Origin of the sequence: Photobacterium nomapromontoriensis, assembly GCF_050336815.1 — a bacterium.
GTDB classification, from domain to species: Bacteria; Pseudomonadota; Gammaproteobacteria; order Enterobacterales; family Vibrionaceae; genus Photobacterium; species Photobacterium nomapromontoriensis.
Genome location: NZ_JAKJSL010000015.1, coordinates 154,940 through 167,482 on the forward strand (window position 1 = coordinate 154,940; position 12,543 = coordinate 167,482).

The 12,543-nt window shown below is 41.7% G+C and carries 12 protein-coding genes; 9 read left to right on the forward strand and 3 right to left on the reverse strand.

The genetic code is table 11. The features are described 5' to 3' along the window. Positions 1-266 precede the first annotated feature (266 nt). A complete protein-coding gene (locus tag L4D12_RS01410) occupies positions 267-629 on the forward strand; it encodes a hypothetical protein (RefSeq protein ID WP_428446025.1) in 363 nt (120 codons plus the stop codon). 194 nt (positions 630-823) lie between these two features. On the opposite strand, the gene L4D12_RS01415 is transcribed toward L4D12_RS01410, so the two are convergent. Next, positions 824-1,033: a hypothetical protein gene (locus L4D12_RS01415; protein WP_428446026.1), complete on the reverse strand. Its 210-nt coding sequence runs from the start codon at positions 1,031-1,033 to the stop codon at positions 824-826. 1,388 nt (positions 1,034-2,421) lie between these two features. On the opposite strand from L4D12_RS01415, the gene L4D12_RS01420 reads away from it, so the two are divergent. The 5 genes from L4D12_RS01420 (at position 2,422) to L4D12_RS01440 (ending at position 7,431) form a co-directional block, all read left to right on the forward strand. Continuing rightward, positions 2,422-3,612: a TolB-like translocation protein gene (locus L4D12_RS01420; protein WP_428446027.1), complete on the forward strand. Its 1,191-nt coding sequence runs from the start codon at positions 2,422-2,424 to the stop codon at positions 3,610-3,612. A 21-nt stretch (positions 3,613-3,633) separates the two neighbouring features. Continuing rightward, positions 3,634-4,920 carry a hypothetical protein gene (locus tag L4D12_RS01425; protein WP_428446028.1) on the forward strand — a complete coding sequence of 429 codons (1,287 nt, stop codon included), beginning with the start codon at positions 3,634-3,636 and terminating at the stop codon, positions 4,918-4,920. Positions 4,921-5,564: 644 nt separating this feature from the next. After that, complete coding sequence (gene dmeF / locus L4D12_RS01430) at positions 5,565-6,452, forward strand: CDF family Co(II)/Ni(II) efflux transporter DmeF (protein WP_428446029.1); 888 nt, start codon at positions 5,565-5,567, stop codon at positions 6,450-6,452. Next, positions 6,449-6,865 (forward strand): MarR family winged helix-turn-helix transcriptional regulator, encoded by a 417-nt coding sequence (locus tag L4D12_RS01435; protein ID WP_428446030.1) that lies wholly within the window; start codon positions 6,449-6,451, stop codon positions 6,863-6,865. Before dmeF ends, L4D12_RS01435 begins: the two co-directional genes overlap by 4 nt. Positions 6,866-7,170: 305 nt before the next feature. Further along, positions 7,171-7,431, forward strand: a complete 261-nt coding sequence (locus L4D12_RS01440; RefSeq protein WP_428446031.1) for a DNA polymerase III subunit epsilon — start codon at positions 7,171-7,173, stop codon at positions 7,429-7,431. A 238-nt stretch (positions 7,432-7,669) separates the two neighbouring features. Here the strand turns inward: L4D12_RS01440 and L4D12_RS01445 are convergent, their stop codons facing one another. Further along, entirely contained in the window at positions 7,670-7,879 is a 210-nt protein-coding gene (locus L4D12_RS01445) for a hypothetical protein (RefSeq protein WP_428446032.1), read from the reverse strand. Positions 7,880-8,210: 331 nt separating this feature from the next. After that, positions 8,211-8,423, reverse strand: a complete 213-nt coding sequence (cspE, locus tag L4D12_RS01450; RefSeq protein WP_428446033.1) for a transcription antiterminator/RNA stability regulator CspE — start codon at positions 8,421-8,423, stop codon at positions 8,211-8,213. 405 nt (positions 8,424-8,828) lie between these two features. On the opposite strand from cspE, the gene rsxA reads away from it, so the two are divergent. Genes rsxA through rsxC form a run of 3 tightly spaced genes read left to right on the forward strand, consistent with a single transcriptional unit; the run spans position 8,829 to position 12,541 of the window. Continuing rightward, positions 8,829-9,410, forward strand: coding sequence for an electron transport complex subunit RsxA (gene rsxA, locus L4D12_RS01455; RefSeq protein WP_428446034.1), 582 nt, complete (start codon positions 8,829-8,831; stop codon positions 9,408-9,410). 1 nt (position 9,411) lies between these two features. Then, complete coding sequence (gene rsxB, locus L4D12_RS01460; protein ID WP_428446035.1) at positions 9,412-9,993, forward strand: electron transport complex subunit RsxB; 582 nt, start codon at positions 9,412-9,414, stop codon at positions 9,991-9,993. 1 nt (position 9,994) lies between these two features. After that, the gene (rsxC, locus tag L4D12_RS01465) at positions 9,995-12,541 is read left to right on the forward strand and encodes an electron transport complex subunit RsxC (protein ID WP_428446036.1); all 2,547 of its coding nucleotides are present in this window, start codon (positions 9,995-9,997) and stop codon (positions 12,539-12,541) included. Positions 12,542-12,543 lie beyond the last annotated feature (2 nt).

A 12,543-nucleotide genomic window follows, 5' to 3' on the forward strand; every position in this document is an offset into this window, starting at 1 on the left:
TACCGTCCATTGAGACGGTATTTTTGTATCTGAAAGTGACAGCGTATCGGGTCGTTTTAGGATAAAGATGGTTTTCATTGCTAAATGTCACTGAAACAAACCCTCTTTGTATCCATTGTGCACTTACCCGTACGATTTAATGGTTCAACTAATTGAAAAAAACAACTTTTGTGAGTATGGTGTGATGGAAGAATCAGTGTAGCAGCTACGTGAAAGCGAGCATGCTGTTTAATACACTATTAGGCATCAACTAGTTAGGAGCTGCGTTGATAAAAATCGAGTTTAGTATTTGGATGGCAACCAAAGACAAGTGGGTTCACTTGCTAAAGAGTATCCATCTACCTTGTGTACCAAGGGTCGGGGAGTTCATGAAGTTCCACTCTGACTCTTTAGGTGATTATTTTGCATGGCAGGTTTCTGAAGTGACGTATCGAGAATCTGGCAAAGTAGAAGTGTGGACTGAACTTCTGGATAACGTGGATGATCGCATGTACTCATTCGAAGATGACGCGGAGTTTGAAGAATGTTTGGCAGCTTACTTGTCAGAAGGCTGGTCAGCTCCTCGTGGTGTTACTTCAAATAAGCGATACGTGGCCAAAATACATAACAAGGCCAATCATCAGGGATAGCGCGAAAAGGAATTCAAGTATGAGCTTCGACATGATAGTTCTCAAACCTACACAAGATCTAGCCGAAATAGCAGACCTTAGTGATGTTGAAGCGGTTGATGATTTAGGAAGTTCTGAGGAGGTTTATGCACACCTTTCAGAGTTTTTTCCTGTCCTTTTCGGTCTTTCAACCAGGTTAAAATGGGCTGCATGCATCAGATGCAAGGCTCCATTAATGGCGTGGTATTCGTTAAATAATAGTACTTACCATCTCGATAGATGAAGCCATGTTTCACCATGGTTTGTAAATAATACTGCAACGTTTTCGCATGACGACAGCCAAGCAAGTAGTTGAGTTCATAGCGGCTTAATGGTGCTTCTTCAAGCTGCTCCACGATTGCAGCATATACGTTTAATCCCTCCATGTGATTAAGCATCCTTTCAGCGTAGAAACATGCATCTGATGCCGTAAGTTACGCTGTGTGAGGGTAATGAACGGTATGCCAACCATTTAACCCATGACGACTTCTCCTAGTGTGCTGTAGGTATATACAGTTATAATCAAAAACTAGCTATTCTCCAATCACTACTAGGTATTAACGAGACAGAAATTGCTTGTTCTGCATAGCATTTTTGTGGTTATAGTATAATAAAAGAACCAGTATGACAGCTATGTGAAAGCGATCGTGCTGTTTATGTAGCTAAGCAGGATGAGTTGTGATAGGTGCAAACAAATTAAATTGAAAATCAGTAACCCAGATGACCTGGTTGAAGCAATTATCCTTGTCAGAATAAACATCGAAGCTAAAACTCTTAAATACCTAGGGTACGGTGCTTTTGGTGAGCCTTTTCCTAGATTTTCTAATGGTAAGTATTGGGGCGAGATCGTAAATAATTATTTAGCTTGTAGAGCATGTGGTCAACTAATCCATCTCAAAGCAGAAACTTATCACAGAAGCGGTGGTCAGTTGATTCATAGAGCTGCGTTGACTGAGAAAGTTTGCATAGATAGCTTCACATAACAGCTGGTTGTAACACGCCCCTAACCGAATCAGCTCTTTCTCTAACAATTCATTGAGCTGGCTATATCCCCGTTCACGGCATATTTAAGGATGAAAACGGTTTATTTAGACGCAGTAAAAATTGCAGGAAACTGCGCACTTGCGCGTTATTCATTTCGACGGCTTACATAAGCTGTTTCCCTCTGAATGGCGCGTTGTCAAAGTAACATATGTACTTCAAGTGCAGAACAAGCCATAACATTTGGAAGTAATCAATTTTCAGTGATAAAAGCATCTAATGACTACAATGGAGTAGTAGACTATCTATTAGATACTGGTCGCCGTCATTATAGATTTACTAAATTAGCTTTGAGTGATAGACCTATATTTTTCACTAATGCTGATAAATGAAATAAACCATTCATAGTAAGTGATTTTATATTTCATAGTTTTTCCCTGTAGTTTCACAAAAAATCGCAGAAAAACTAATGTCACTTAACATCAATGTAGATTTACGATGACAAGATAGTTTCTTGAACCAGTGGTTTTGTAGCGCTGTTTTTAAGGGCATATTGAGATCTTGAATCTGCTATTTGGTATAAAAATATTTATATGCCTTGGCATTGTAGCTTAAATTAGTGAACTTTTTTGAAATGCTAAGGCCATGAGATCTGATCTATTGTGGTAGATAAATTGATGATGACATCATAAAATATAAAAATAAGATAATTAATAATCTATCAAAGCATTATAACTCATATTTTGTTACTATATATTTCTCTCATCAAGTTAACCAATTATCAGTGGTAAAAATGAACAGTTCTAAAAATTCGTTTCGCCTATGCTATACCGGGCTTTGGCTGCTATTACTTTTCCCAAAACTAAGCTCAGCAAGCGAACAATCAAGCTTTCAGCAACAATTTTCACGTGAAAGTGAAAGCTTTCAAAACCAACTCGATGAACTCGTCCGAGATGGAGCCTTTCCAAAAAAGAAAGGAGAAACGCTAAAAGAACGGCTGAATAAATACGATACTATTTGGTATATTGATGTAGATATGTCAGCAGAACATCCTATTGAAAAATGGGATACTATTCATACACTGCCTCAATTGATGTTTTACTATGCCCCTAAAGATTCACTCTATACGATGGATTTTAATGGCACGAATGTGAGGCGTTTCCCTGTTCCAACCAATGATGAGTCTTACCTCTTCATCATTCGTTCGCCTAACGGTCGCTTTCTTTATGCAGGTGATACACTCTATGATTTAAAGACGAATAAAATTTTAACGATGAAAGAGAATAGCCATTTAAGCAGCTTCTCCTCTGATGACAAACTCGCCTATATCATGCGTGAAGGCACACTTTACCAACTAAACCTATACAACTTAGAAGAGAAAGCTATTCATATTGAAGGGCTTGATACAAATTTAAAGCTTTATTTTAAATTAGATGAAAAAAACGATCGCATTTTTTGGTCTCAGGATGACTCAGTCCATACGATAAGTCTTTCCTCTCCTAACAAGATTCCCCAAAGCGATAATAGCGAGTGTAAATATAAAGGACGGTTATTGTCAAACTCCTATTCTAAGTTCCTTTTTTGTGGTGAAGGTAAAAATATAGCAATTCGAAATGAATATGACCTGACAAATCACTATGGGAATCGTGTTGACAATTACACTATCCAAAAAGACATATGGTATATGAGCGCGTATTCTTGGGATTGGGTTATCGCCCGTCATCGTACTTCAGATGAGAATGGATTATTTGACACATTACACTATAACTACGTTTTGCATAATAAAAACGATACAACAACACTTGATAGTATTGACCCTCAGGGTTATGTTTCAGAGTCTCTACAGGGAAAGCTTGATGAAAGTAAATTTGGCCCCTACTTTCCACCAATTCCTACCATAGATGATTACTGGGCTTCTTATAATCGACAATTTAAACATTATATTGACCTACTTAAATCACCAAGCTTTTCAGCAGCTGAATGATAAAGTAGCGAGAAATTTAAAATGAAAAAATACTTTATTATTATAATAATAGCTTTAATTTCAATGATGATAACAACAATATGGATTGTACCTAATATAATAAAATACTCTGGTATACATAGAAACACAGATATTGATTTTATGGTTACAAACAGCGAGTTTTCAAAAAATAGCCATTATTCCTACACTCCTTTTTTAGAGATTTACATTATTATACCAGAAAAACCAGATTTGGAAATTTGGCATGCACAACATAGTCAACCACAACAGATGTTTGGATTTAGAGGTAATTATTATATTGCAAATATGGATGGTAGTAATGCCCGTATTTTAATATTTAACTTTGAATTACCAGAGTTAAATTCCCATGACTCATATAGTGCTCGAATTTCACGTTCAAACGATGGACGTTATATCTATTTAAATGTTTATGGGAAATGTATAACTTTTGACCTACTTACCCGACAAACTATAGATATTGATAGATGTGGTGTATTTTCAGCCTCTGATAATAAAGTCTACAGTTATAACCATGATAATATTTACCATATTGTAAAGACTGATTTAGGCACTGGTGAACAAATAAAGATAGGAGGGAAACAAATTTTTGATGATATTAAGGTTCCTGATGGTAAAGCTATCGAACCAACAGGTAAATTTTACGTTGATGTTCTCAATAACTACCTATACTGGGATCTTATGATTCGAGAGTTAGGTTCCGTAGGGTACTCCTATAATGATGAAGAATACAAGCATATAATTGCGAAATTTAATTTATCAAATATGGAATATTTGAGCCACAGCAATAAAGACGATCTATCAATAAATGCATCTTGCTTAAATAACTATATTTCCAATAGTCACCCTCAATGCTACAAAGCAAAATTAGAACAACCAATAGAGTTTAATTTAAAAAATAATGATTTATACATTAATATAAATAGCAGTAAAAATAGCCACAATGCTATCTACAGCAAGAAAAGTGGATATAGGTATGGATATAGTGTGGTATCACCTCGAAGAGCTAATGGTAATTATGACTACTCTTCAGTATCGACCAACCTATACTTTTCTAGCAATATAAATCATGACCTAGACTCTATTGATTACGCTTTATTTTTACCGAAAAGTATTACTGATCAAGAGTATATTGATTCTTTTCATAGAGTTAGAGAAAAACTACGGATAAAATGTAGTAAAAATCGGTATTCATATAAATCCTGTGTGCGTGAATATAATATGGATAAGATATTTACCAACGATGATCAGGTTAATGAATACAACCAAAAGTATAAAAACATTAGATAGATTGAATAAAATACAAACCAAGTAAAGTAAGCTAACCGGGTAGCCGGAGGTATTTACCCTCCAGCTACCCCTGCATGCGGATCCACACAGAGTACATGCCTAAAATAGGAACAATTGGGTACAGGGCGCTTCTCTTTATAACGCTTTTGCCAACAATGGTGATTTTGTTAAAGGGAATGAATTATGAGCTCTACTCGTGGATTTCCCGGCTAGCATGCACTTAACTTACTCGTTTTAAGTGTTAGCTTCTTTGTTTCGAGAATAAACAGCGCCCTATCCGTCTTTCAGTGAGAATCATCTCGCTTGCCTAATGTAGTAATAGTTACTCACTGCTTACTGCTTACTGCTTACTGCTTAATACACAGTAAAGCGACTAGAAAATGATCATCGTATCGTTTTTACAAACGTACGATCTTTCCCGATCAATCCCACCATAGGGCAACTTTTTTATACCTAGTCACTGATTTCACACCGTCCCAACCAATGAGACTATCACTTTAAAATCAACACCTTACCATAATGCATCAGAAATAGAAGCTTTCATGTTTAGTTTCTTCTTAAATATTTTGCACACATAAATAGTTTGATTATCAAAATATTTGTACCTATATTTAGTTTGAGTATCAAACTAAAAGAGCGCCACAATGAAACATCAACTTAAACATAACCATGATTTTTCTTCACACAATACAACAGGGAAAAGACGCACTTATTATGTCCTCTTGCTCACTCTCGTGACGATGGTCGTCGAGATTACAGCAGGTACCGTCTACGGCTCAATGGCATTATTGGCCGATGGTTGGCATATGGGAACTCATGCTGCGGCATTTTGTATCACTATATTTGCTTACCATTACGCACAAAAGCATCAAAACAGTGAACAGTTCTCTTTTGGAACAGGCAAAGTCAGTGTATTAGGGGGTTACACGAGTGCAATCGTATTGGGTATCGTTGCATTATTGATGTTCGTTGAATCTCTGGGGCGACTATTTAATCCACATTCGATTCAGTTTAATGAGGCCATACTCGTTGCTTTTATTGGGCTAGCCGTTAACGTTGCGAGTATGTTTTTGTTAGATGATCATCACCACGATCACAATCATGCTCATTCACACAACCATGACCATAATCTCAGAGCGGCATACCTCCATGTGTTGGCTGACGCCTTAACGTCAGTGTTAGCGATTGCCGCGCTTTTCCTCGGTAAGTTCTTAGGATGGCATTGGCTAGACGCAATCATGGGAATGGTTGGCGCATTGGTTATCGCGAAATGGACGTTTAACCTCCTTCGACAAACTAGCCCAATATTGTTGGATGAAAATATTGAAGACTCTTACCGTGAGCAAATCACTAGCGCGCTTTCCGATGAAGCGGAAGTGACGGACTTACACGTATGGAAGGTGAGTGGGCATCATTACAGTGCAGCGATAACACTGATGTCAAATTCTGAGTTGACGGTCGAGCAGTTTAAAGAGAAGCTAAGTAAGTTCCATAAGATCAGCCATCTAACGTTAGAAGTACATTATGTATGAATAATCTCGAAACATTGAATCAATTGCTCACTGAATTTTATGACAAAATGTCCTCTTGGGAGCAGTCTGTCGTAAAAGAAACGGGTTACTCGCTCGCACAAGTACATACTATAGAAGTGCTTGGCGTTAGTGGTCAGCTCCGAATGAAGGAACTAGCCAATAAACTGAGTATTACAACGGGTACATTGACCATTCAGGTGGATAAGTTAGTTAAAGCGGGTTTGATCGAACGTCTTCCTCATCCCGATGATCGTAGAGCGATTGTCGTGGCGCTAACGCGAGAGGGACAGGCTATTCATAAGCATCATAACCAGCTTCACCTTGAATTAATCGCTGATATTACCGCTAACATTGAAGAAGGTGAGCAAACTCTGTTGATTCAATCTCTAACAAAAATGAATCAAGAGTTTTAAAGCCTATTTCTTGGCTGACAGCATTCCCTGCCCTTTTTGACCTTTCATCGGGTTAAAATGGGTAGCATGCATCAAGCGCAAGTCGCTATTAATGGCGTGTTATTCGTTAGGTAATTGTGCTCACCATTTCGATAGCTGAAGCCATATTTCACTTCAAATAAAGTTATCTGCGGTTATATACCATGCTGTGAGCTCCGACTATTATGCTAAAATACCCGTCTCAGCGATATGAATGTGCAATACATCTCATTTGTTTGACTGAGCGTAGGGAATGCCTACCATGATTAACTGATGAGGAGAGAGATATGAGCAAGTTAAATGCTGAGCAGCGTAAAGCACGTGATGATGAACGTTTTTCACAGCGTGTGAATGAGCGTCGGGAAAAAGGTGAAGACGTCGTCGCCTATGCGCTTGGTAATAAGAAAGCGGTTAAATTTCTGACTAAATCTGAGCGACGTGCTCTCAAAGAAAGACGAGCGGCACTTCAAGAAGAAATCAAACGTAAAGAAGAGCAAGAGCTAGAAAGAATTGAAGCGGCGTTTAGCGATGAGGAAGACGCGCAGTAATTTATAATCCCTGCCTAATATAGGTAGGGATTTTATCATTAAAATTCATGATGTAATCTCTCAGCTCACTATTTATTTCTCATTCTTTATAACTTCGCTGATATCCAGATAATTCTCTGTATTCAATCAACAATATAATGAGATTATAAACATGTAATAACGCTTGCCTCTAATAATAATTAGATAGCATGTCATTAAGAAATGAGACGATTAAATAATGCGAGCAGTTAAAGGCGGATTAGAAAGAAACTAAGAAATTTCCGATAAGGGTATCATCGCTATTAGTGATCTTACCTTCTCCTGACTCTTCACAATAGGAAAAGTTAATATCGAGATTATCAACGTTGCCTTTCATTAAAACATGTCGCAATAATATATCACCATTTAGCTGATGAATAATTGCATTCCAAGACACTGCATTTTTAAAAATATTAAAGTTTACTACCATTTATTACCTCTTTTTTTGTTGTATTATTTTCTTCACGAGACTGTTGGAACCAAAAGCGTTTACGACCGACTGAACGAGACATGTTTATCCTTATTTACACCCAATCTAAACCATAATAAATTTCTATTTATCTATAATTTATAGGTGCTGAAATGTAATGTTGTGATTTAATTTATAGTGATATAACGAAGGGAATTAAAAATGTTACGACAAATACAAAAGCAGATGTGTGAAATGTTAATTTTTTTCGAAGATACGGTATAAATGAATGACAAATGTGATTAAAGATTGACGTAAATGGTAATCATACCATTTACGTCAACTTTCGAAATTAAAGCGCTACAACGTTAGCTGCTTGAGGGCCTTTTTGGCCTTGCTCTACTTCGAAAGATACTTTCTGGCCTTCAGCAAGAGTTTTGAAGCCTTCTGAAGCGATTGCACGGAAGTGAACGAATACGTCAGCACCGCCGTTGTCTTGAGTGATGAAACCGAAACCTTTCTCTTCGTTGAACCACTTAACGATACCAGTTGTTTTGTTAGACATGTGATGTCCCTTAATTAGTTAAATTCATAAAATTTTCGCAATATTGCGATGCGCTCAAAGCTTGAATTATTGAATGTGACGATAAAGCTAAGGGAAACACTGAGGATAACGACAATAACGAAGAAATTCTAAGGCTTACTTTTACTTGATGTTTCATTAATAACTCTGAACAACAGAGCGAGATGAATAATACCTTAGTTTCGATTGTTGTAAAGTTTTTTTTGAAAATAAATTTCACCATATGAACATAAGGGGTTTGTTCAACAGTCAGAATATTCATCTCATCAAAGCGCTATTCGGCGAAGAAATGGCCTTTTACCACAAAAACCCTGCTCGTTGGGAGTTGTTATAGCCTCAACAAAGGATGATAATACAAAGATCTTTTGCAAACAGTATTTCGGCAGCATGACTGAATACCTCCTCCTCCTTGTAGGTACAGTGTTGGTAAACAACTTTGTACTGGTGAAATTTTTGGGCCTGTGTCCCTTTATGGGTGTTTCCAAAAAGTTGGAAACCGCTATCGGTATGGGCTTAGCAACTACATTCGTGCTAACACTGGCTTCAGTGTGCGCGTATCTTGTTGAAACATATATTCTTGTTCCGCTTGGCATTCAATATCTTCGCACTCTGAGCTTCATTTTGGTTATTGCCGTTGTGGTGCAGTTTACTGAGATGGTCGTGCACAAAACCAGCCCGACACTCTACCGCCTGCTGGGTATCTTCCTACCATTAATTACAACTAACTGCGCCGTACTGGGTGTGGCTCTGCTTAATATTAATGAACACCACAATTTTATTGAGTCGGTTATTTATGGCTTTGGGGCTGCGGTTGGCTTCTCGCTCGTGTTGGTATTGTTTGCGTCAATGCGTGAACGTATTGCGGCGGCTGACGTGCCTGCGCCATTTAAAGGGGCGTCAATTGCGATGATCACGGCTGGCTTGATGTCTCTGGCCTTCATGGGCTTTACTGGATTGGTGAAACTATAAGATGAGCGGATTAATCATAGCCGTGATTGCTATCGCTGCCCTTGCTGCCATCTTTGGCCTGATTTTGGGTTTTGCGTCTATTCGCTTTAAAGTGGACGCTGACCCTATCGTCGAGCAGATTGATGCCATTTTGCCACAGACGCAATGTGGCCAATGTGGCTACCCGGGCTGCCGACCTTACGCAGAAGCGATTGCCAATGGCGACAGTATTAATAAATGCCCGCCTGGCGGTCAACAGACCATTGAAAAACTGGCTGACTTAATGGGAGTTGACGTTCAAGAGTCGGCACACGATGCTGAAAAGAGCATTAAAAGAGTCGCATTTATCCATGAAGATATGTGCATTGGCTGTACAAAATGCATTCAGGCATGTCCGGTCGATGCCATTGTCGGCGGTACCAAAGCGCTGCATACCGTGATCAAAGATGAATGTACTGGGTGCGATCTCTGTGTTGCACCGTGCCCGACTGACTGTATTGAAATGGTACCGGTTGAAACGACACCAGAAAGCTGGAAATGGGACCTGAACCAGATCCCTGTCATCAATATTCCAGTGAACAATAACGAAAGCGCGGTGAAGTAACATGCTGTCAATAATCGAACAAATCAAGCAAGGCCAGCTATGGGACTTCCCCGGTGGCGTCCATCCACCCGAAAACAAAAGCTTGTCAAACCAAAGCGAGATTACCGATGCAGGTGTCCCTGATGAGCTGGTATTGCCGCTAAAACAGCACATTGGTACCAAAGGTGATATTTTAGTTGCGGTTGGCGATAGCGTCCTCAAAGGCCAGCCATTAACCCAGAGCGATATGAGCATGTGTGTACCCATTCATGCTCCAACCTCTGGCACGGTTACGGCCATTGAACCGCGAACAACTGCCCATCCTTCTGGTTTGAGTGATCTCTGCATTGTTATCCAAAGCGATGGTGAAGACTTATGGGGATCGCAGCATAAAATCCCTGATTATGAATCGAAAGATCCCGCTGATCTCATTGACGCTATTCGCTTAAGCGGGATAGCAGGACTGGGTGGTGCCGGATTCCCGACAGGCCGAAAACTGCAAGGTAGCCTGGGTCTGACCGATATCATGATCATCAATGCTGCCGAGTGTGAACCCTATATCACGGCCGATGATCGCTTAATGCAAGACTGCGCAGAGGACGTGGTTGAAGGAATACGTATCCTTCGCCATATTGTGCAACCTAAACTGACATTGATTGGTATTGAAGACAACAAACCCGACGCGATCAAGGCACTGGAACAGTGTATTTCGACGGAAGATAACATCCTGATCCGGGTGATCCCGACCAAATACCCGTCCGGCAGTTCAAAGCAGCTAGTCAAGATCCTCACTGGCCGTGAAGTCCCGAGTCAAGCTCGCTCATCCGCCGTTGGTGTTGTGGTACAGAACGTGGGAACCGCCTTTGCGGTTAAACGCGCGATCATCGATGGCGAGCCACTGATTGAGCGTGTTGTTACCTTGACGGGTGAAGCATTCCAGCACCGCGGAAATGTCTTTGCGCGCCTTGGAACACCCATTGCCTATTTACTGGATAACTACGGCTACCAGCCAGATAAAAAATACCCTCGGGTGATTGTGGGTGGCTCATTAATGGGCTTTACCTTACCGCATGCCAATGTGCCCATCACCAAAATGACGAACTGTATTCTGGCCCCTAAGCGACGTGAACTCCCACTCTATAACCATGAGATGGCTTGTATCCGTTGTAGCGCCTGTGCCGATGCTTGTCCTAGTTCACTGCTACCGCAACAGTTGCAGTGGTACGCCAAAGATCAAGACTACGACAAGTGTGAAGAGTACAACCTGTTCGACTGTATCGAATGTGGTGCCTGTGCTTATGTTTGCCCAAGTGAAATCCCGCTGGTTAATTACTACCGCCAGGCAAAAGCTGAAATTTATGCGCGCCGCCAAGATGAAGCCAATGCCGAGCGCGCAAAACAGCGCTTTGAAGCCAAGCAAGCACGCTTTGAGCGTGACAAGGCGGCACGAGAAAACCGCTTCAAGCAAGCCGCCGAAGATCGCCGTCAAGAAATGGCGTCATCAGGTGGTAATGATGCAGTGGCAGCCGCCATCGCGCGAGTAAAAGCTAAACAAGCCGCGGCTGCAGGTCAGGATGTAGATAAAAAGCCAGCCGTTGCCGCTGCGATTGCTCGGGCAAAAGCCAAGCAAGCTGAAGCGGCACACGCTACCCCATCCACCTCGTCTGAACCCGATAACCGCGAAATGGCGGCATTACGTGAAGAACGTAAACGCCAAGCACGTGAACGTAAAGCGGCGAAGCTGGCAGAAGAAGGTATCATCACGGTTCCGACCAATAAGGTCGAATTCGCTACAGATGCGAAAAAGGATGCCGTTGCCGCTGCTATCGCGCGTGCCAAGGCCCGCAAAGCCGCCCAGCAGGCTGAGTCTGCGCCCACTGCTGATAAGGCAGTCGCTGAATCACAGCCGGAACCGGCCACTGACGCAGATCCGAAGAAAGCCGCGGTTGCCGCTGCTATCGCGCGTGCCAAGGCCCGCAAAGCCGTCCAGCAGGCTGAGTCTGCGCCCGCTGCTGATAAGGCAGTCGCTGAATCACAGCCGGAACCAGCATCTGAGGTTGACCCGAAGAAAGCCGCGGTTGCCGCTGCTATCGCGCGTGCCAAGGCCCGCAAAGCCGCCCAGCAGGCAGAATCTGCGCCCGCTGATGATGCCGATAAGGCACCCGCTGAATCACAACCGGAACCAGCTACTGAGGTTGACCCGAAGAAAGCCGCGGTTGCTGCTGCGGTAGCGCGTGCCAAGGCCCGCAAAGCCGTCCAGCAGGCTGAGTCTGCGCCCGCTGCTGATAAGGCAGTCGCTGAATCACAGCCGGAACCAGCTTCTGAGGTTGACCCGAAGAAAGCCGCGGTTGCCGCTGCCGTCGCACGAGCTAAGGCCCGCAAAGCCGCCCAACAGGCTGAGTCTGCGCCCGCTAATGATGCCGATGAAGCACCCGCTGAATCACAGCCGGAACCAGCTTCTGAGGTTGACCCGAAGAAAGCCGCGGTTGCCGCTGCCGTCGCACGAGCTAAGGCCCGTAAAGCGGCCCAGCAAGCCAATCATGCCCAAGAAAATAATGAGGAAAACTAACT